We start from the raw sequence: 21,143 nt of genomic DNA, 5'->3' as shown, positions 1-21,143 counted from the left end.
CGTACTCGCTCCTTTCCGGAGTTGATAGCAATCAAAGGTCCAGTATTGTGGTTGACTATCTGGTGATTACGGCTCTGAGTGCTAAGGCCAATACTCAATAAAGCAAGCGTAGTAATTGAAAAGAAAGCATACAATGGAATCCGCTGGCTTAGCTGTTGCGTTTTCAAGAGATACTACCCGTTCTATCCAGTAAAGCATGACTCACTACGAACAGCGCATTCAGGAGCTGGAGCAGGAGTTGCAGGCAGCTCGGGCTATGGCAGCTACTGCCAAGCATCAGTTAGCCACGTTGGCTAACTTCCTGCCCGAAGGCATTCTGCTCTATAATAATGAAGGCAACATTATTCTTGTTAACGAGCAATTAGGTGAATTGCTAGGATTGGATGTGCCGGCCCAGCAATGGGTTGGTAAAACGGCCGCCGATATTATTCCGGCCGTGCGCGCCTGCATGTTGGGAGCCAGCACTCTTGATGCCTTTATTCAACAATCTTGGGCTTCGGGCAATAAGTGCATAAGCGCGGAGTTTGCCGTACGCAACGGCCGCACTATCCAGATAGATTACATTCCGGTTGGTTCAGTTAAGCAGGCAGACCGTAACAGCCGGCTCATTTGCATGCGCGACATAACAGAGCGTAAAAGCAACTCCCGCCTACTAAATGAGCAGCGGGAGTTTTACGAAACCATCCTGGATTTTCTGCCGGGCGAAGCCGCCGCCTACGACGTTGACCACCGGTACCGCTACGTGAATGCCAAGTCCATTACCGACCCCGAGCTGCGGGCCTGGATGATTGGCAAGACCGACGCCGAATATGTAGCATACCGCAACCGCAGCCCCGAGCTGGCAACCAAGCGCCGGCAATATATTGAGGAGGCGCTAGCCAAAGGGCAGGTGGTCTGGGAAGAGTCGTTTCGGCTGCCTGATGGCAGTATGCGCTACATGCTGCGCCATTTGCACGCCATTCGGGGCGAGAATCAGCAGCCCCGTATGCTCATCGGCTACGGTACCGACATCACCCAGCGCTACAAAACCGAGGAGCGCATTCGGGCGTTGTTTGCCGCCTTGCCCGACACTATTCTGCTGATTGATGCCCAAGGACTGGTGCGGGATGCCAAGCTCGGCGATACGGCGGTGCTCTTGCCGGAAAATGAGCTGGTGGGCGCGTTGGTGAATGAGGTGTTGCCCGACGTGGCGTTGCGGCCACTGCTGCCCTGCCTGGAGCAGGTGCGCACTACCAGCCAGGCCGGCGCGTGCACCTTCGAGCTGCACACCGAAGGCAATGCCGTTTCCTTTCACGCTGCGCGGGTGGTACCGCTGCCTGATGCGCGGGCCGTGCTGGTTATTCTGCAAAACGTAACCAGCCAGGAGCTAGTGCGGCGCGAACTAGCTGAAAAACAAGAATTTATCCGGCAGGTGATTGATGTTAGCCCCACGCTTATTCATGTGCGGGATGCCAACAACAACGTGGTGCTCAGTAACCAGGCCTTCAAGGATTTCATGCGGCCAAACGCGCATATGTCCATTATTCAGGGGCAGGAGGAAAGCACCGATGCGGCCGTCAGCCAAGAAGTAGCCCGCATCTACAACGTGCACGCGCACGTGATGGCCACCGGCGAAGACGTGCGCTATGAGGCGGCTTTCACGCAGCGCAACGGGCAGGTGCGCTGGCTTCAATCCATGAAGCGCCCCTTCGTGAGCCCCGATGGTACCATGAACGTGCTGAGCATTTCCACCGACATTACGGAAGTGAAGCAGGCCCGCATGGAGCTGGAAAACAGCGAAAAGAAATTCCGGGACCTGGTGCAGTACTCGCAAGCCCTTATTTGCACGCACGACTTGGCCGGCAACATGCTGAGCGTAAACCCGGCTACTGAGCGGATGCTAAACCGGCCCGCCAAGTATCTAGTAGGGCGCAACCTGCGCGAAGTTATGCCTGCCCAGCACCAGACGAATTTGCAGGAGTATCTGGATGAGTTCACGCAGCGGCCCGAACAGCGCGGTGTGATGGCCATTATGACCCGCCAGGGCAAACGCTATTTGCAATACAACAACTACCTGGTGAAGGAACGGAATCAGCCCCCTTACGTGGTAGTTTCCGCCTACGACATCACCGAAAGCGTGCTGAACGAGCGGGTGCTGCGCCAGGCCAAGCTGGAAGTGGAAGAAAGCGCGCGGGCCAAAGACAACTTCCTGGCCAGCATGAGCCACGAAATCCGTACCCCGCTTAATGGGGTGCTGGGCATGGCCGCGTTGCTGGCTAAAACCGAAATGGATACGGCCCAGCGCGAACTGCTCGACACCATGAACCAGTCGGGGCACCACTTGCTGGCCGTGGTGAACGATGTGCTGGACATGGCCAAGATTACGTCCGGCCAGCTTCAGCTCGAACACATTCCCTTCGACCTCTGGGCTTCGGTGAAAGGCGTGGTGCAGAGTATGCACTCCGTAGCCGAGGAAAAGGAGCTGTACCTATCCGTGGTGCCGCTGGCTATTCCGTCGCCGATGGTGCTAGGGGACTCGCGCCGCCTGAATCAAGTGCTGCTCAATCTGCTCAGCAATGCCATCAAGTTCACCGAGTACGGCAGTGTAACGGTGGGCGGCGACGTACTGGAACAAACCTCCGAGGCAGTGCACGTGCGCCTATGGGTGCGCGACACGGGCATTGGCATTCCTGAGCAGGAGCAGCAGCGGATTTTCGGCATCTTCACTCAGGCCAGCGCCGACATTAGCCGGCGCTTCGGCGGTACTGGGTTGGGCCTATCCATCAGCCAGCAGCTGGTGCAGTTGATGGGCGGCACGCTCACCGTAGACAGCAAGCCGGGCCAGGGCAGCACTTTTGCTTTCACGCTACGGCTGCCCCGCACCAGCGGCCAGCCAGTACCAACGCTAACGGAAACTGAATGGCCTGAGCTAGCGGGCCTGCGCGTGTTGCTGGCCGAAGACAACCGCATCAACCAGCGCATTTCCTTGCTGATGCTACAGCCCCAAGGCGTGGTAGTAGACTGCGCCAGCAGTGGGCCCGAGGCGCTGCGCTGCTTCAATGAGCAGCTCTACGACGTGGTGCTCATGGATATTCAGATGCCAGGAATGAGTGGGGTGGAGGTAACGCGCCTCATCCGGCACCACCCCGACCCGCGCCGGGCAGGCATTCCCATCATTGCCCTCACGGCCAACGCCCTGCGCCGCGACCAGGAGCGGTATTTGGCGGCGGGTATGAATGCCTGTCTGATCAAACCTTTTGAGGAGCGTTACCTGCACCAGACCATCATCAATGTGCTGCACGGAAAGCCAGTGCCCACTGCCAGCCAGGCAACCAAGGTACCACCGGACACTACGCAGCACACCGCGCCCTATGATTTGAATTTCCTGCAAGCTTCCGCCAACGGCAATCCGCACTTCACCGACCGGATGCTGTCAGTGTTCGTGCAGGAAACACCGGCTACGGTATTGGCTTTGCGGCAGGCTATTGTAGCTGAAAACTGGCGGATGGTCAGGCAGTTGGCCCACAGTGTGAAGCCGGTGGTGGTATTGCTGCGGATAGAAGGCGGGGCAAAGGCCATCAAGATTCTGGAAAACCAACGTGCGGGAGTAGCCGCCACCAAAGTAGCCGCGCATACCCTTGCCAAGCAACTCGAACTAACCTGCGAAACCCTACAAAAGGAGCTGCGCCCTCAGTGAGTTCTAAAAGCAGCGTGGCGCTTCGTTGAACAGACTGAACTTGCAAACCGATATACAGCAAAGTGCCGCCTCTCTATTGCAGGGAGGCGGCACTTTGCTGTATATCGGGGACGGCTAACGACGACCGTCGTACCGGTCATTGCGGTGGGCGGCTTCCCAGCGGGCGCGTTCCTGGGCCGTCACTTTGTGCTTCTTGTCGTAGCCGTAGTTGAAGTCTCGGTCGTTGCGGTCGTCACGACGGTCGTTGTCGCGGTAATCGTTCCGGTCGTTGCGGTGCGCCGCTTCCCAGCGGGCCCGCTCTTGGGCGGTTACCTTGTGTTTTCTATCGTAACCGTAGTTGAAGTCCCGGTCGTTGCGGTCGTCGCGGCGGGCAATTTCCTTGCGGCGGTTGTCGTCGTGGCCGGGGGCTGGGGCGGCGAAAGCGCTGGTAGCAAGCAAAAGGACAGTGGCGAGGGAAAGCAGGGTCGTTTTCATGATGAATCAGTTTCAGAGAAGTTGGAAGAGAAGAAGTGGGGAGGCCCGTTGCTGCAGGCTGGGCTTCAACCCGTGAAATCCGTTTCGATTTCTGAAAGGAGTATTGCAAACCAGCGGCCGAAAACGCCCATTAAGCCGACCACCCGCTCGTTCTCCCCCGAGTACCGACCAATCTGCCTTCTCAATCGACCAAATGCACAAGCCCGTCATGCAGAGCGCAACAAAGCATGACGGGCTTTAGTGGGTTTCGCTACCGATGAGCTGCCCCATTAGAGCTACCAGGACTACCCGATAGATGGAATTCACTTTATCTGAACCAACCTTTCCCGGTTGAGCAAGCTCTACTATATACCAACTAGCTAATAGTGTGCGTTAGCAGTTCACTAGTGGTTGATTAAGTTCTATTTAGCTTTTAATCCTTTCTATGCATCCAGCTTTTCGCGCTGTTGTAGTACCCTGTTTCCTGTTGAGTGCCGCGGCTGCGCAAGCGCAACAGCCCGCCGCCAAAATCACGATTAGCGGCTACGTGCGCGACGGAGCCACCGGCGAAAACCTGATTGGCGTGGCCGTTGTCAGCCCTACCACCGGCCAGGGCACCGCCACCAACACTTACGGCTTCTACTCGCTCACGCTGCCCGCCTCCGACTCGGTGCGGCTGGTGGCCAGCTACCTCGGCTACGAGCGGACCCGTTGGGCGGCAGCCACCACCCGCAACATCAGCCACGATTTCCGGCTGCGGGCTACCAGCAACGAGCTGGGTGGGGTGGAGGTGGTGGGCAACCGGGAGGAGCGGATTGAGCGCAGCACCCGCATGGGCACCATCAACGTACCCATTGCCCAAATCAAGAGCCTGCCCAAGCTGTTCGGTGAAACCGACGTGCTGAAGGTGTTGCAGCTGCTGCCCGGCGTGCAAAGCGGCGGCGAGGGCCAGAGCGGCTTGTACGTGCGCGGCGGCTCCCCCGACCAAAACCTGATTCTGCTGGACGGTACGCCGGTGTACAATGCCGCGCATTTGTTCGGGTTCTTTTCGGTGTTCAATGCCGATGCCCTCAACAATGTGGAGCTGATTAAGGGCGGCTTCCCGGCGCGGTATGGCGGGCGGCTGTCGTCGGTGCTCGATATTTCGATGAAGGAAGGCAACATGCAGGAGTTCCACGGCGAGGGCGCCATTGGTATTGTGGCATCCAAAATCACGCTGGAAGGCCCTATCAAGAAGGATACCGCCTCGTTTATCATCTCGGCCCGGCGTACCTACCTCGATGTGCTGGCTCAGCCGTTCATCAAGGCGCAGCTTTCCAGCGAAGGCACCAGCGGCTCAGTCGGCTACTTCTTTCATGACCTGAACGCCAAGCTGAACTGGAAGCTGAATAGCCGTGACCGGCTATACCTGAGTGCCTACACCGGCTACGACAAGTTCTACGCCCGCATTCGGGACCAGGATAATTCGGCCGACGACTACAGCCGCACCGCGGCCAATCTGGGCTGGGGCAACCTAACCTCGGGACTGCGCTGGAACCACATCGTGCACGACCAGCTGTTCATGAACACCCACCTCACCTACAGCAAATACCAGTTCAACGTAGGAGCCGAGGACGAACGACGCTACAACAACCAGGGCCAGCGGCGTACCGACAAATATGCCCTGCGCTACCTGTCCAACATCCGGGACTTCAGCCTCAAAACCGATTTCGACTACACGCCCACGCCCGACCACTACATCCGGTTCGGGGGGCAGTACATCCTGCACTCGTTCCGGCCCGGCGCCCTTACCGCCAAAGACAACACCGGCAACCTGGGCAGCCAGCTCAACTCGGGCACGCGCACCCTGGCCAGCGAAATTGGGCTGTACGCCGAGGACGACTACCGCTTCACCGACCGCCTGAAAGTGAACGGCGGCTTGCGCCTGAATGGGTTTGCGGTGGAAGGCAAGTTCTATCCCAGCATAGAGCCACGCGTGGCCGCCCGCTACCTACTCACCGAAGACTGGGCCCTGAAAGCCTCGTACGCCCGCACCACGCAGTTTATTCACCTGCTCACCAACAGCGGCATTGGCCTGCCCACCGATTTGTGGGTGCCGGCTACCAAGCTGATTAAGCCACAACGGGCGCAGCAGGTGAGCGTAGGAGCGGCCCGCACCGTGCGCTTCAAGGAGGAAGACTACGAAGTAAGCTTCGAGAGCTACTACAAACCCATGCGCAACCTGGTGGAGTACCGCGAGGGTGCCAGCTTTCTGGGCACCGTGGACAGCGACTGGGAAAGCAAAGTAACCAGCGGCAAAGGCTGGGCTTACGGCGGCGAGTTTTTCATCCAGAAGAAAACCGGCCGTACCACCGGCTGGGTTGGCTACACGCTGGCCTGGAGCAAGCGCCGCTTCCCCGACCTCAACCAGGGCCGCATTTTCCCCTACAAATACGACCGGCGCCACGATATTTCGGTGGTGGCCATCCACAAGTTCAGCCCTACGCTTACGCTGTCGGGTACGTGGGTGTACGGCACCGGCAACGCCACTACGTTGTCGCAGGGGCGGTTTACGCTGGGGCCGTATCAGGATTTCGAGGACTACGGGGAGCGGAATTCGTTCCGGATGGCCGCTTATCACCGCTTCGATCTGGACCTAAGTAAGACCAAGAAAAAGAAGTGGGGCGAAATCGTGAACAGCTTCAGCATCTACAACGTGTACAGCCGCCGCAACCCCTATTACCTCTACTTCGACCCCGGCTCCACTTATACCTGGAACGGCGTTACGGAAGAACGAAAGTCGGTGTACCGCCAAGTGTCCTTGTTTCCCATTATTCCATCATTCAGCAAAGCCTTCAAATTCTAATTACAGATTAGCGCGGAGTTCAGGCGCCTACCCAGCTTTCGTAGCCGCCTGAATACCTGCCATACCTTGCCTGCTTTATAATGAAAAATATACTTGCTCTTTGCTGTGCTGCCCTGGCCTTCAGTAGCTGCGAAACCATTGTAGACGTAGATGTGCCGCCGCATACGCCCCGGCTGGCCCTTACGTATACGCTTAGCAACCAGCCCCCAGCAAAGTTTTTTGAGGTGCGCAACCTATTCGTGAGTACCAGCCAGGGCGTACTGGAATTGAAAGACCCAGTTGGGCGAGGCGATGCTACGGTGGAAATATTCAATGAGGCCGGGCAAGTGGTGGAACGGTTTCGCTCAAAGGGCCAGCCGGGCTTCAACTCAAGCACTGGCCAGCCTGATAGCCTGTATGGCTACTACGTGCCCACTCGCAACTTTGGTGGGCAGCCCGGTAGCACGTACACCCTGCGCGCCTCGGCACCAGGTGTAGAAGCCGTAGAAGCTACCCTGACGCTGCCGGCTCGCGCCGTTATTGAAACTGGAAGCTTTGTGGCTACTAATCCTGTCAACCCAAATAGCCGGGGTATTAATGGCCGGTTCAGGTGCAGCATCCTCGACAACGCTGCTACTACTGATTATTACTTGGTGTATGCTCGGGTGCTGGACCGCAACGGCGAGTACTGGGGAGAGGTCCAGTATGATTACAACAGTCCTAGTAATGGCAGTAATTCGGATATCAATTTGAATCGGTACCAGCTGTCGGAAGCTCGTGGCCTCTACAGTCAGTATCCGTTTAGTGACGTTGGAGGAAATGGGCAGCGCCTTGCCGTCAGCAATGATGTGTATCTAAACGGTGGGGGGGTACTGGAGCCAGCATTTATCGAAGTAACCGTAAGCAGCATCACCCCCGACACCTACCGCTTCTACCAGTCGTTGCAGCGCTACTACAACACCGACGGCAACCCGTTTGCCGAGCCCGCGCCGCTCTTCTCCAACATCCGCCCCGGTTACGGTTTGTTTGGTGGTGCTACCGATGTTACGTACCGAATTCCGCTGTAAGCCGCCGCGGTGTTGTAGTAGCTGCCGCAACGAGCTTAGAGGTGCCAATTTGGATGTGCTTTGCGTTGACTAGCAGGCTTCTATATAGTTTTTTGCAAACGGGTGAAGTAAACTTTGGGCTGGTTTTTGCGTCTAAGTAGAAGTAGCAGGCCTCTAATGTGTCTTGCCGCTCCTGACTATGAAAAAGCTCCTAAGATTCCCGTTGATACTTGCCCTGCTGGTAGCAGGTACGTTGCTGACTAGCTGTGTTGGGGCTGGTGTTGCGGTAGGCACCGGCCCGGCCGGCTACTACGGCGACCCTTATTATGGTCCCCGGTATCGGTCTTACTACGGCCCCCGGTACTACCGCCCATCGAGAGTGATTGTGCGGCCTGCGCCGGTTATCGTGCATCCTGGCCCCCGTTACTACCACGGCCCGCGTGGCGGTGGCTACTATCGGGGTGGCGGACGCCGCTAATGGTAGAAGTTGCTTCAATAAAAAACCCCACTCAGCTAGCTGAGTGGGGTTTTTTGTGTGGGTTGAGTGGCGGGTTCGGTATTCACTAGAAGGGAAGTTTCCTGGAATACGCGCCATAGCCACTGAACAGATTTAGAGCGTGAAGCGCAGGCTAATGGCGGCGTCGTTGTAGAAGCCGGTATAGCCGTGGAATACTTCAAAGAACGGCTTGTAGTCAACGCCCACCACGAAGGGTAAATCCTCCAGCTTGTACTCCAGCCCCAGAATCAGGTCGGCGCCCACGGCTACGTAGGTGGCATCGTCGTAGCGGTAGTCGCGGTACACGTACACGTCTTTTTTGTGTACCCGGTAGTAGCGCACGTCATCGAAGTAGTAGCGCCCCTGGTAGGCTCCGGCATGGAAGCCAGCTCCGTAATAAAACTGCAACCCTTTGATGTCGGAAATGGCCTTGTGCTTCTCGCCTAGCAGCGTGAGCCGGGCACCACGGGCCTTGTATTCTGTTGTAACCAACGCTTCGAGGGCTACGCCGTTTTTGCCGCTCATGAAATGCTTGATAGTGAGGCCCGAAGAGTAGCCACCGCCGCGCAAGCCAATACCCGTGCTATAGCCGGAACTGCTGCCACCACTGCTTTTCTTTTTGCTTTGCGCTGTTGCCTGCTGGGTGCCACTCATCAGGATTACAGCCAATAGAATAAAGGAAAAATGCTTCATGTTAAAATGGAAAAATGAAATATGAAGCCGTAAATTTAAGTATAAAACCGGACAGGCAACGGAATTTTACAAAGTACCTCGTTGGCTTATCTCATTCGAGGGGTGGGCATGGATGCCAGTGCCATCTTCTTCGGCCGCTCGCAGCATGGCCCGCGCCACCACGGCCCCCGGCACGGCCCGGTACCTGCGCAACGGCCCCAGCAGCAGCGGGTGCAGCAGCCGCAGCAGTACGGCCCCCACCTGCTCGCCGGTTCGTTTCTGCTCCCGCTCCCCCAGCAGCAACGACGGCCGAAAGAAGTGAATGGCCCGGAAGGGTAGTTGGCGCACGGCATCTTCGGCTTCGCCCTTCACCCGGTTGTAGTAAATGCGGGAGGTGGAGTCGGCGCCCATGGCCGATACCAGCATCAGTTGCACCGCAAAATTGCGGGCGGTGAGGGCCGCCAGCGTCACCACGTACAGGTAGTCGACGCGGTAGAAGGCGGCTTTCGAGCCGGCTTGCCGCATGGTAGTGCCCAGGCAGCAGTACACGTCGTCGGCAATTAAGCTCATGGCGTGTTCTTCCAGCGTATCGAAATCCAGCACGCGCTGCTCCAGCTTGGGGTGCACCTGCGGAACCGGCCGCCGCCCCACGGCAATAACTTTGGCATACCGGTCGGAGGCCAGCAGCAGCGGCAGCAACTGTGAGCCAATCAGGCCACTGGCCCCAGCAATAAGCGCGGTTTTCTGCATAAACAGGAGGTGAAATGGCAAGCAGCCCGAAGTACCCTCGCGGCCGCCGAAGCTTGAAGCTGGGTGGTACGTAAAACTGGCCGGCTGGTAGGCAAGTGCGGAAAAGATGAAGCTTTAGGGCGGACCGTTGCCTATCAGTTACGCTTCGGACAACGAAGCCGCACTTGCTACGAAGCCAGCTTCGCCCGAATAGCAGCCAAGCGGGCCTGTTTGCTGGCTTCCCGGTTGGTTATGGCGGTGGTAGTCCAGTAATGATGGGCCACCAGAAACTGCTCCTGCAAGCGGTTCCAGGCGTTTTCGTCGGCCGCCACAATCTGCCGGGCCTGAAACTCCAGAAACAGGGTGTTGGCTATTGGCTCGAAATCGGGGCGGCCCAGGTAGTCGAGGTCGGCGTCGCAGAGAATTTCGGCCAGGTGTGAGTGTGGCGCCTGCGGCAGCTTGGTTGCCGTAATCATGGCGCAAATAGTTTCTATCTGCGCTGGGCTGTACTCGAAACCGGGCAGCACATCGTGTACCAGCTCGCAGCCAGCCGCCTCGTGCTCATCGAAGGTGCGCAGAAAGCCAGCATCGTGAAAAAGAGCAGCCGTGCGCAGCAGTTTCCGTGGTTCTTCCTCGGTAATGCCCTCCGCAGTAGCCAGCTGCATTGCCGCCTGGGTTACGTCCAGCGTGTGGTGCACGCTGTGGTAGTAGAGCGTGGCGGGTAGCTGGGTTTCCAGCGCGTGCAGGATGTATTTTTCGGCAAGCTCCTGATTCATGCGGGGTACGGATAACAATCGGAAAGCACGACAATATATCGATACCAGCAAATATTTGTTGGTTAACGCAGAGAATCAGCTAGCCGGAAAACGCAGCTTCCGGCCCGGCAAAGACAAGCACGCGTGGAAGCCTGAAAAATTCGCCCTTTCTTTACCTTCAGCACCGCAAGCAATACCTGGAAGAATAGCACCCTTTTCCCGACTGCTACCAACAACCCGCGCTGGTAGCAACAGTGCCTTACTTCTACCAAACGAAACGCCTGCACATTCAAAGGCAGATTATGGACTCTAAATCGTTTATAAATATCAACGCCGAGCTGTCATTCTCTGTGCTGGTGGCCTGGGGTATTCTGCGGGCGTACGGCAAGTTTCTGAACCTGTCGGTCCGGGCGCCGCGCTGGGCCGTTGCCGTCAACAAAATCTGGGTGCTGGGGATAGGAGTGGCTGTATTCGGGCTGCTGTTCAACATCAAGAGCGACCATCTGAACGGGATATTCTGGCTGCTCACCCTGGGCGGCACGGTGCTGCTGCTGCTGCGCATCCGGGACTACCGCCCGGCCCGCACCATTCTGCTGGCTATAGCTCCCTTCGCGCTGCATTACCTGCTCGAATTTCTGGCGAAAGTGCTGGGCAACGGACTGCTGGATGAATACGATGATGCCTTCGATACGGCGCAGGGTTTTGCGTTTATCTGGCTGGCCACCTTTCTGTTGATTGCCCGCAGCCAGAAGAAGAACCTGGAGGCCGAGCGCCTGCTGCGCGAAGAAGAAGAGCAAAACAAGCGGCGCATTGAGGCCCAAAACGCCGAGCTGGAACGGCTGGTATCGGAGCGTACGGCCGCCCTTACCCAGCAGGCCGAGGAGCTGCGCTACACCCTCACCGAGCTGAAAACCACGCAGGCCCAACTGATTCAGGCCGAGAAAATGGCCAGCCTCGGCGAACTAACGGCTGGCATTGCCCACGAAATCCAGAACCCGCTCAACTTCGTCAACAACTTCTCGGAAGTGTCGGCGGAGCTGGTGCAGGAGCTGGAAGAGGAGTGCCAGAAGGCGGAGCGGGACCCGGAGCTGGAAAACGAGCTGCTGGCCGACCTCAAGCAAAACCTGCAAAAGATTACGCACCACGGGCAGCGGGCCAGCAGCATTGTGCGGGGCATGCTGGAGCACAGCCGCGCCAGCTCCGGCGAGCGGCAACTCATCGACCTCAACGCCCTCTGCGACGAATACCTGCGCCTGGCTTACCACGGCCTCCGCGCCAAAGACAAAACCTTCAACGCCACCCTCGAAACCCACTTCGACCCAAACCTGGGGCAAGTGCAGGTTATTTCGCAGGACATCGGGCGGGTGCTGCTCAATTTGCTGACCAATGCCTTTTATGCCGTGCAGCAGCGCCAGAAACGCCAGGAAGCCGGCTATTATCCCACGGTTACGGTAAGCACCTGCCACACTAGCGAAGGCAGCGAAATACGGGTGCGCGACAACGGCCTGGGCATTCCGGAAAGCGTGAAGCAAAAGATTTTCCAGCCCTTTTTCACCACCAAGCCCACCGGCGAAGGCACCGGCCTGGGCCTTTCGCTCAGCTACGACATCATCACGCAAGGCCACAACGGCACGCTGACGGTGGATAGTGAGGAAGGCCGGGGCACTGAGTTTGTAATTGTGCTGCCTGAATAAAACCAACTTAATCTGGTAACTGTACTACCTTAGCGTAAGATGAAAATACTGGTTGTTGACGACGAAACCGACGTGCGGACGCTGTTTGAGCAGCGTTTCCGGCGGGAAATTCGCAGTGGTAAATTTGAATTCTCGTTTGCGTATTCCGGTGAGGAAGCGCTGAACTACCTGCATAGTCACGTTTCGGAAGTGGTGCTGATTCTGTCCGACATCAACATGCCGGGCATGAGCGGGCTGGAACTGCTGCGGCTCGTGAAACAGGAGTATGACGCGCCGCCGCCCCCGCCCCCGATGGTGATGATGATAACCGCGTACGGCGACACCGAGAGCTACAACCAAGCTATGCAGCTAGGTGCCAACGACTTCCTAACCAAACCCGTAGATTTTGCTGCGCTCAAAGAAAAATTACTCTCCTTGGAGACGCTATGAAAACGAAGATTCTGGTAGTAGATGACGAAGCAGATTTAGAGCTGCTGATCAAGCAAAAATTCCGGCGGCAGATTCGGGAGGGTATCTACGAGTTCAAGTTTGCTGCCAACGGGCAGGAGGCGCTGGACTGCGTGCAGGCCAACCCCGACCTGGACATTGTGCTCAGTGACATCAATATGCCCATTATGGATGGCCTGACGCTGCTCACCCGGCTCCATGACCTGAATACGGTGGTTAAAACCGTCATCGTATCGGCCTACGGCGACATGGAAAACATCCGCACGGCCATGAACCGGGGGGCTTTCGATTTTGTGTGCAAGCCCGTGGATTTCACCGACTTGCAGGTGACTATGGAGAAAACCGCCAGCCACGTGCAGCAGCTGCGCGAAACGCTGCGCGCCATTCAGGAAAACAATATCCTGAAGATGTACGTCGATGAAACCGTTATCAACTTCATGGCGCGGCCCGGCTTCGAAAACTCCCTGATGCTGAGCGAAACCGTGGAAGCCACGGTGGTCTTCATCGACATCTGCGGCTTTACGTCGTTGTCGGAGGTGCTGCCGGCCGGCACGGTGGTTACGTTGCTCAACACCTATTTCGACCAGATTGTAAAGGCTGTTATTGCGCAGGGCGGCTACATCGACAAGTTTATGGGCGACGCCGTAATGGCCGTTTTCCGGGGCGAATTTCACCTGGACCGCGCCATTGATGCCGCGCTGGCGGTACGAACGGTTATTCAGGCCCAGCAAAACACCCTACCCGACGGCAGCGCCTATCAACCACGCGTATCCATTGGCATCAACACCGGCGAAATGGTGTCGGGCAATATCGGCTCGGCCTCCCTGCGCCGCCTCGACTACACCGTCATCGGCGACACGGTGAACGTGAGCCAGCGCCTGCAATCCTCGGCCAAGCCCAACCAAATCATCATCACCGACGCCATCTACGCCAAGGTGAAAGAGTCGTTTCAATGCCAGGAAGTGGGAGAGGTGCACCTGAAAAACAAGGCCAAACCCGTCATGACTTACGAGGTAGTAGCTTAGAGTCAATTAAAAATTAAGAATTGAGAATTAAAAATTGGCCGTTCAACGGATCCTTTCGGAATCGTTGAACGGCCAATTTTTAATTCTTAATTCTTAATTTTTAATTCCCTAGCTCGCGCTCATCTTCTCGTTCTGGCGGCGCAGGCGCTGGCAGAGCACGCGCAGTACGTTGCGCAGTACCTCGCCGCGCTCCTCCATCACGTCGTAGAAATCTTCCTGGTCGAGGCGGAAGGCTACCACGGGGCCGCAGGCCGCGGCTGAGGCCGAGCGGGGCTCGGCATCGAGCAGGGCCAGTTCCCCGAAAAAGTCGCCTTTCCGGAACGTAGCCAGCTGTTGGGTACCGTTCATGATGCAGACTTCGCCGTCGTACACAATGAACAACGAGGTGCCCAGGTCGCCTTTGGCGAAGATTTGCTCGCCCTCACTGAAGGTCACTTCCTTCATAATCGGGACGATGCTGCTGAGGACGTTTTCCGGCGTTTCGGCGAACAAGGCGGTGTTGTGCAGCACCTGTACCCGCTCCTGAGCAGAAATATGGTCGGCGTGTGCGTGATGAGCCATGCGTTGGGAAGCTATGGTGGAATTCTCGCTTAAAAGCTGCTGATGCAAGGAGTACTGCTGCTGGGCCAGCTGGTCTAGCACCGTAAAGCCGCTTTCCCGCACCAGCAGGCTGGTACTTTGCAAATGCGGCAGCAGTTGGTCGACGGTGCCGGCGGTGGGGCGCCAATGCCGCAGCGCCACACTCACAGTCCAGTCAGAGAATGTGGTTTCCCCTAGCCGGACAATCAGCGGGACAATGGCTACGGGCACGGACGGCGCGCCCAGCAACTGGTCGAAGGTGCGGATTTTATCGGGAACGGGCAGTACATCCAGCAACGCTTGCAGCCCCTGGTAGAGGAAGCGCGGAATGATGTTGTCGAGGATTTCGAGGGCGTTGGCCTGCCGCTCGCGGGCAGCGTGGGCTACGCCGCGCTGGGCATCGGCAATGAACTGCGGCGGGTACAACTGGAGCAGCAAGTAAAAAATGCGCTGCTGCACCTTCGTTAGCTCGTAGTCGAGGGCGCGGCGCAGCTCGTTGGGGGCAGAAGCCAGGCCGTGCAGCAACTGTTGGGTTAATTGCAGCTCCTCGCGCACCAAGGCCTGAAATACGGGTTCGTCGGCGGGTTCCTGGTCGAAATTGCGCAAGGCCCGCAACGCGGCTTCGCGCCCGAACAGGCGCGGCTGCCGGGCCAACGCCACCAGCATCTGTCGGCTCGCCGGGCCCGGAATTCGGCCGCACACCTGCGCTAGGCGCTGGGTCATCACTTCATCGGCGGCGGGGAGGGCCTCGGCCAGCAGAGGTACGGCAGCTTCACCCAGCTGCACCAGCCGGGCTGCTGCCGCGCGCCGTTTGGTACGGTCGGGGAGGGCGGCTAGCAACTGGCGAATCTCGTCGGGGCTGGCGGTAGTGGCGTGGCCGTTGGCGCTAAGCGGCTGGTGCCAACCCGTATCGGCCAGCTCAGTAGTAGCATCACCGGCAAAGCGGCGGCTCACGGCGTGGTGCAGCTCGGCGAGGTAGTGGCCATAGGTGCGGTGCAGAAACACCAGCGCCCCGGCCGCAAACAAACCCATCCACAAGAAGGGAAGCCATTCGTTGGCGCTGGGCAAGTGGTGCAGCGCAAACAGCAGCAAACCGGCCAGGGCCATGCCCAGGGGCTCGTAAAACCCCTTGGCCGTCGTGTGGGCCGCCAGCCGTTCCTCGGCAGAAAGCGCCTGAAACAACACCAGGAACACGGGGTCGAATACGGCGCGGCGCAGCACTTCCAGCACCAGAAACAAGCCGCAGAAGTACAGCAGCATTGTGGCATCGGAAGCGTTGCCGGCGCGCAGGCCCCCAAACAGTAGCACCGCCAGCAGCACCATTCCCGGCAAGGCTAGCAGCATCCAGCGGATGCCCAGCCGCTCTACGGTGAACTGCGAAAACAGCACCTTGAACAGCATGGCTACCAAGTAAGTAAGCGTCAGGACGGTGCCCACGTAGCGCATCAAGGTGGCCTGGTCGTGGAATTTGTGCTTGACGTTGACGAAGAACGAGTATTCTACGGTGGTGGTAACGGCAGCAATGGCCGTCAAGCTCAGGCACATAGCCAGCACCAGTTGGCTGTTCCCGAACCAGCGTTGCAGCATGGGGCGCGTACTTGCCTGCCGCTCCCGCCGCCCCACCGACCGGGCCTCCACCACGTGTGAAGATATGGTGGTGCGCAGTATCAGCAACGCGCCTACGTAGGCCCCAAACGCCAGCAGCAACAGCAGCAGCAAATCGGTGTGGGCGTGTACCAGAATGGCCAGCACCGCCCCCAGCGCCTTGGCGGGCATGTCGCCGGAGCTGATGAGGCTGAACAGGCGCTTGCTCTGCCGCACATCAAACACCACCGCCGATACGCCCCAGAATTCCAGATTAGTCAGCAGATAGATAACGCGGTAGCCCGCCATAATAGCCACGGCCGCCGCCACCGAATGGCCCACCGCCACCAGCACGCCCAGCACGCCAGTGAGAGCCACCACGGCCAATAGCACCCGCACGGCCAGCTTTTGCAGCTGCAAATGGTGCTCGAAATGCGTGTACACCCGGCCCACGCCCATAAGGGCTAGTGCGGCCACTCCATAGGCCAGCGGCAGGTTCCGTTCGGGGTTGTTTTCGAGCAGGATAACGTTGGCCGCCACATACACCAGAATAGTGCCGATGCCCAGCAGGAAGTTGTGCAGAAAGAACAGCCACACCGTCTTTCCCTCATCGGGGCGGATACCCAGAAAGCGGTGCCAAGTGGAAAGAAGCATCAGGTAACCCGTAGTTAGGAAGTCGTAGTGGCAAGTTAGCGGCTTTAATCAATGGGTGAATGGATGATTGGACGACAAACTTCTTCATTCATTCATCCACTCACCCAATCATCCCTTCCTCACCAATTGCGTGTGTTCTGGAAAGAGTTGCACCTCGCCGCGCTTGTAGAGCGTGCCCAACGCTTTCTTGAACACTTTCTTGCTCATGCCGAGGCGGCGGTAAATGTCGTCGGGCTCACTTTTGTCGCCGAGGGGGAGCCGGCCATCGGGGGCTTTTTGCAGGGCGTCCAGCAGGGTGTCGGCGGCGGCTAGGGCTTCGTCGTAGCCGGCGCGCTGGAGGCTGATGTCGAGCTTGCCATCCTCCCGAATCTGGCGGACGTAGCCAGTGGGGGTGTCGCCGAGGCGTAGCGGCTTGAATACTTCGTTGTGGTAGAGCAGGCCCTGATGGGTGCCGTTCACAATCACCTTATAGCCCATATCGGTTTCGTCGGCCACGAACAGCTGCACTTCGTCGCCGGGGCGGCCCCGGAACGGCTCGTCGGTGGGTAGCTGCCGCTCCCATTTGGCGGTGGCCACTATCCGGTCCGAGGTGTCGTCGAGGTACACGTACACGGTTTCGCGCTGGCCCACGCGCAAGCTGCGGCGCTGGTTGCGGTAGGGCAGAAACAAATCTTTTTCCAGGCCCCAATCCAGGAAAGCACCCAGCGGCGTGACGTCGCGCACGGTGAGGGCCGCAAAGTCGCCGACTTTAGCCAGCGGGTTAAGCGTAGTGGCAATCAGGCGGTCCTCGGAGTCGCGGTACACAAACACGCGCAGTACGTCGCCCACGCGGGTACCTTCCGGAATGTACTTGCGCGGAATCAGCATGTCGCCATCATCTGACCTGAGGTACATGCCAAAATCGACCTCACGGTCCACTTCCAGTTCGTTGTAGTCGCCGAGTTGCATAAGTAGCGGGGTAGGGGAGAAGGAAAAACAAAGATACGGCCTCTTCCTACGGCACTGACATATTGCAGGCACTATCCCCTCCGGATAGTGGTTTAAGAAGAGGTAAGCCGCGCTACTTCCTGCGGGCCTAGCCTAATAGTTGTTGGGAGTTTTCGGGTTCTTTTCTTTTGTACACCGCTAGCCCGTAACTTGGCGCGGCAGCCAAAGCTTTCTGGAGCCGCGGCAATTCCTGCTTCGCCCGACAACCCCTTTTTCCCATACTTTTTCCTCATGTCTGAACAAACCTCCACTGGCCTGCGGGCCGGCGTCCTGCACGGCGACGAAGTGCAGGCCCTCTTCCAGAACGCCAAGGCCAACGCCTACGCCCTGCCCGCCGTCAACGTGACCGGCACCAACACGGTGAATGCCGTGCTGGAAACCGCCGCCGCCGTCAACTCCCCGGTGATGATTCAGTTTTCCAACGGCGGCGCGCAGTTCTTCGCCGGCAAATCCATCCCGAACGGCGACCAGCGGGCCAGCATTGCCGGCGCTATTTCGGGCGCCCAGCACGTGCACCAGATGGCCGAGCTGTACAACGTGCCCGTGGTGCTGCACACCGACCACGCCGCCAAAAAGCTGCTCCCCTGGATTGATGGCCTGCTCACCGCTGGCGAAAAGCACTACGCCCAGTACGGCCAGCCGCTCTACAGCTCGCACATGCTGGATTTGTCGGAGGAGCCAATTGAGGAGAACATCGAAATCTGCAAGCGCTATCTGGAGCGCATGAGTAAGATTGGCATGACCCTGGAAATCGAACTGGGCGTAACCGGCGGCGAGGAAGACGGCGTGGACAATTCCGACGTGGACAGCTCCAAGCTCTACACCCAGCCCGAGGAAGTGGCCTACGCCTACGAGCAGCTGAGCGAAGTAAGCCCCCGCTTCACGGTGGCCGCGGCTTTCGGCAACGTGCACGGCGTGTACAAGCCCGGCAACGTGAAGCTGCAACCCGTTATCCTGCACAACTCGCAGGAGTTCCTGCGCGAGAAGCACAACATCACCGAGAAGCTGCCCATCAGCTTCGTATTCCACGGCGGCTCGGGTTCCAGCCAGGAGGAAATCCGTGAGGCCATCAGCTACGGCGCCATCAAAATGAACCTCGACACCGACTTGCAGTGGGCGCTGTGGGAAGGCATCAAGGACTACTACGTGAAGAACGAAGGCTTCCTGCAAGGCCAGATTGGCAACCCCAGCGGTGCCGACTCGCCAAACAAGAAGTACTACGACCCGCGTGTATGGCTGCGTAAAGGCGAAGAAACCTTCATTGCCCGCCTCAAGCAGGCTTTCGAAGACCTGAACGCCATCAACCGCCGGTAGGGCACCTCACCCCTAGCCCCTCTCCTCAGGGAGAGGGGGACTAGTATCTAGTTTTTAGATCATAGAAAAGTCATTTGAGACATCTCAAATGACTTTTCTGGTTTATATGGGCTAGAGTTATATTCCTAAATCTAGTTCCCCTCTCCCTGAGGAGAGGGGCTAGGGGTGAGGTGCCCGGTTATTCGTACTGCGCAATGCCGGGCTGGCCGAAGCTGAAGTCGCTGAAGTCGTAGTAGGGGCGGGAGCTTTCGTAGATGCGGTAGCCGCTGGCATCGGTGAGGCCGCGCGGGTAGTAGCCGAACAGAATCTGGAAGGTGCGAATGGGCATGTACTCGTTGCGGAAGCGCAACCCTACCCCAAAGCCGGTATAGGGCGTTTCGTGGATGGGCAAGGTGCGCTTGGTTTTGGTGTTCAGCCAGGCGGCATCGGCAAACAGCACGCCCGCCAGCCGGAAGCCCAAAAACGATACCGGCGTGTACACCGTGGTTTCGTAGTTGAGCACCAGCCGGCTGGTGCCGCGTAAGTCATACGGCCCGCGGAAACCCCGCAAGCCCCGCTCGCCTTCAATGGACAGCAGCAACTCGCCGGGTCGGCGGTGCAGCCCAATGGCGTTGCGGCTCCACAGAAAATGCCGCCACTGGTAGTTGCCGGTGTGATAGAGCCGCGTAAAATACAGCACCTCCGTACTCACCAGGCCCTGTTGCCAGTCGTTGGTGGCCGACCGTACGAAAGAGCCAAACTCACCGCTCAGGTACAAATAGCCTTTGCGCGGGTTGTAGCTGGCCGTTGAGAGACGGGCGCCGTAGTAGTTGCGGTTACCCTGCTCGTTTAGCTCGTAGCCCAGCGTGGCACTCAGCAGCGTGCCCGTCGGAATGTCTTCGGTGCGCCCGAAGCCAAACAGGTACTTGTCTTTGTAATAGCGCCGCACGCTGTAGCCGATAGTGCCCAGAAATGCGCTGGAACTAACGTAGCTCGGGTCGGGTCGGATGTTATAATCGGTCCGCAACAGGCGGCCCGACACAATCATGCGGCCCGGATTCTCGTACCCCAAATCATAGCTGCGCAGCGGTAAAGACCGGCCCACCCACAAATCCTGGGTGCTGTAGCCGATGGGGGAATACACTGGTACCTCGCCGGGCTGCGGCGGTTTCAGCACCAAGCCGTAATTAATGAAATTCAGCGCCAGCGCCCCGGCGTACTTGGTGTTAATAGAATAAAAGTCGCGGCTGAACGTGATACCGCCAATGCGGCGCTGAAATTCGTTTTCGTAGCGCGCTTCCCCGTAAATAAAGTGTCGGAACGGCACCCGGTAGCTGCCGCGGTAGCTCCAGGTTTGGGGCTGGTTGCGCCCGTACTCGTACCGGTTGCGGAAACGGTGGCCCTGGCCCAGAAAGTTCTGGTCGCGCAGCCCGATGACGCCCGCGCCCACGTCGCGCACTTCAATCGAGCCGCTGAGGCTGAACACGTCTTTGGTAATAACTTCAATATCCACGCTGTCGGCGGTGCTGGTGCGCTCGTTCACAAACACCCGCGCATCCACCAGCTCGTCGGTCTGGCGCAGCAAGCGTTCCGACTCGGCCAAAGCCTGCGGCTCCAGTTCCTGCCCGGCCCGGAACAGCAGCACCTGCCGCACTCGTCCCCGCGAGGTTTTCATGTGGAACGCATTACCGGCTTTCTCCAACACGTTGCGCGGTACCCGGGTGGTATCGGAAATGCTGTAGCCAAACGCCGTGAGGGTACGGATGTTGATGTTCCGCACGATTTTATAGTTGTGCCGGTCGTACTGCCGGTCCAGCAGCGCGGCATCGAGGCCGGCTTGCTCTTCGCGGCGCGGCGTGAAGTTGAACAAAGCCGCCGCGGCTTTACCGGCAATGGTTTTGCGCTTGGTGTACGCTTTAAGGCCGTTAAGCAGCCGTTCCTGGTCGAAGCGGCGGCGCAAAGAGTCGGTGCGCACGGCCGCGCGCCGGACGGTATCGGTAGGCTCGATAATACGGCTGGGGCTGGGTACGGTGGTTTGGGCCAGCGCGGGCAATGCCCCCAGCCACAGCCACACCCACACCCACACCAGCACCACATACTTCATAAATGACGAGCTTACTACGTGCAAGTTACTGGGTTCGGGAGTGGTTTTACGCCTGTTCAGTGAGTTGATTGAACTATCATTCCGACGCAAAAGGAATCTGGGTGAAGCAGTTCAATGATAGTACC

The 21,143-nt window shown here is 58.3% G+C and carries 15 protein-coding genes; 8 read left to right on the top strand and 7 right to left on the bottom strand.

What is annotated here, in order from left to right:
* Positions 1-196 precede the first annotated feature (196 nt).
* Positions 197-3,676, top strand: coding sequence for a PAS domain-containing protein (locus J0X19_RS06270; protein ID WP_206982723.1), 3,480 nt, complete (start codon positions 197-199; stop codon positions 3,674-3,676).
* A gap of 114 nt (positions 3,677-3,790) precedes the next feature.
* On the opposite strand, the gene J0X19_RS06265 is transcribed toward J0X19_RS06270, so the two are convergent.
* Positions 3,791-4,150 carry a hypothetical protein gene (locus J0X19_RS06265; protein ID WP_206982712.1) on the bottom strand — a complete coding sequence of 120 codons (360 nt, stop codon included), beginning with the start codon at positions 4,148-4,150 and terminating at the stop codon, positions 3,791-3,793.
* A 424-nt stretch (positions 4,151-4,574) separates the two neighbouring features.
* Here J0X19_RS06265 and J0X19_RS06260 point away from each other — a divergent pair, with 424 nt between their 5' ends.
* The 3 genes from J0X19_RS06260 to J0X19_RS06250 all read left to right on the top strand — a co-directional run bounded on the left by J0X19_RS06260 (position 4,575) and on the right by J0X19_RS06250 (position 8,477).
* Entirely contained in the window at positions 4,575-6,974 is a 2,400-nt protein-coding gene (locus tag J0X19_RS06260) for a TonB-dependent receptor (RefSeq protein ID WP_206982710.1), read from the top strand.
* Positions 6,975-7,054: 80 nt separating this feature from the next.
* Positions 7,055-8,020 carry a DUF4249 domain-containing protein gene (locus J0X19_RS06255; protein WP_206982708.1) on the top strand — a complete coding sequence of 322 codons (966 nt, stop codon included), beginning with the start codon at positions 7,055-7,057 and terminating at the stop codon, positions 8,018-8,020.
* Positions 8,021-8,198: 178 nt separating this feature from the next.
* On the top strand, positions 8,199-8,477 hold the full coding sequence (locus J0X19_RS06250; protein WP_206982707.1) for a hypothetical protein: 279 nt from the start codon (positions 8,199-8,201) through the stop codon (positions 8,475-8,477).
* A 132-nt stretch (positions 8,478-8,609) separates the two neighbouring features.
* On the opposite strand, the gene J0X19_RS06245 is transcribed toward J0X19_RS06250, so the two are convergent.
* The 3 genes from J0X19_RS06245 to J0X19_RS06235 form a co-directional block, all read right to left on the bottom strand.
* The gene (locus J0X19_RS06245) at positions 8,610-9,188 is read right to left on the bottom strand and encodes a hypothetical protein (RefSeq protein WP_206982705.1); all 579 of its coding nucleotides are present in this window, start codon (positions 9,186-9,188) and stop codon (positions 8,610-8,612) included.
* Between the two features lie 66 nt (positions 9,189-9,254).
* Entirely contained in the window at positions 9,255-9,917 is a 663-nt protein-coding gene (locus tag J0X19_RS06240; protein ID WP_206982702.1) for an NAD-dependent epimerase/dehydratase family protein, read from the bottom strand.
* A 167-nt stretch (positions 9,918-10,084) separates the two neighbouring features.
* On the bottom strand, positions 10,085-10,672 hold the full coding sequence (locus J0X19_RS06235; protein WP_206982701.1) for an HD domain-containing protein: 588 nt from the start codon (positions 10,670-10,672) through the stop codon (positions 10,085-10,087).
* A 281-nt stretch (positions 10,673-10,953) separates the two neighbouring features.
* Here J0X19_RS06235 and J0X19_RS06230 point away from each other — a divergent pair, with 281 nt between their 5' ends.
* Genes J0X19_RS06230 through J0X19_RS06220 form a run of 3 tightly spaced genes read left to right on the top strand, consistent with a single transcriptional unit; the run spans position 10,954 to position 13,817 of the window.
* Positions 10,954-12,345, top strand: a complete 1,392-nt coding sequence (locus J0X19_RS06230) for a sensor histidine kinase (RefSeq protein WP_206982698.1) — start codon at positions 10,954-10,956, stop codon at positions 12,343-12,345.
* Positions 12,346-12,384: 39 nt separating this feature from the next.
* Positions 12,385-12,774: a response regulator gene (locus J0X19_RS06225; RefSeq protein ID WP_206982696.1), complete on the top strand. Its 390-nt coding sequence runs from the start codon at positions 12,385-12,387 to the stop codon at positions 12,772-12,774.
* Positions 12,771-13,817, top strand: a complete 1,047-nt coding sequence (locus J0X19_RS06220; protein WP_206982694.1) for an adenylate/guanylate cyclase domain-containing protein — start codon at positions 12,771-12,773, stop codon at positions 13,815-13,817. Before J0X19_RS06225 ends, J0X19_RS06220 begins: the two co-directional genes overlap by 4 nt.
* Positions 13,818-13,925: 108 nt before the next feature.
* On the opposite strand, the gene J0X19_RS06215 is transcribed toward J0X19_RS06220, so the two are convergent.
* Positions 13,926-16,634, bottom strand: coding sequence for a cyclic nucleotide-binding domain-containing protein (locus J0X19_RS06215; protein ID WP_206982692.1), 2,709 nt, complete (start codon positions 16,632-16,634; stop codon positions 13,926-13,928).
* A 108-nt stretch (positions 16,635-16,742) separates the two neighbouring features.
* Positions 16,743-17,582 carry a CvfB family protein gene (locus J0X19_RS06210; protein ID WP_206982689.1) on the bottom strand — a complete coding sequence of 280 codons (840 nt, stop codon included), beginning with the start codon at positions 17,580-17,582 and terminating at the stop codon, positions 16,743-16,745.
* Between the two features lie 270 nt (positions 17,583-17,852).
* Between J0X19_RS06210 and fbaA the strand changes: the two genes are divergently transcribed.
* On the top strand, positions 17,853-18,935 hold the full coding sequence (gene fbaA, locus J0X19_RS06205) for a class II fructose-bisphosphate aldolase (RefSeq protein WP_206982687.1): 1,083 nt from the start codon (positions 17,853-17,855) through the stop codon (positions 18,933-18,935).
* Positions 18,936-19,113: 178 nt separating this feature from the next.
* Here the strand turns inward: fbaA and J0X19_RS06200 are convergent, their stop codons facing one another.
* Positions 19,114-21,042, bottom strand: coding sequence for a BamA/TamA family outer membrane protein (locus tag J0X19_RS06200; RefSeq protein WP_206982685.1), 1,929 nt, complete (start codon positions 21,040-21,042; stop codon positions 19,114-19,116).
* Positions 21,043-21,143: the final 101 nt, after the last annotated feature.

This window comes from Hymenobacter telluris, from assembly GCF_017313265.1.
Classification (GTDB): Bacteria; Bacteroidota; Bacteroidia; order Cytophagales; family Hymenobacteraceae; genus Hymenobacter; species Hymenobacter telluris.
Note: the sequence above shows the minus strand (reverse complement) of the source record. Positions and strands in the feature narration are given on the sequence as shown.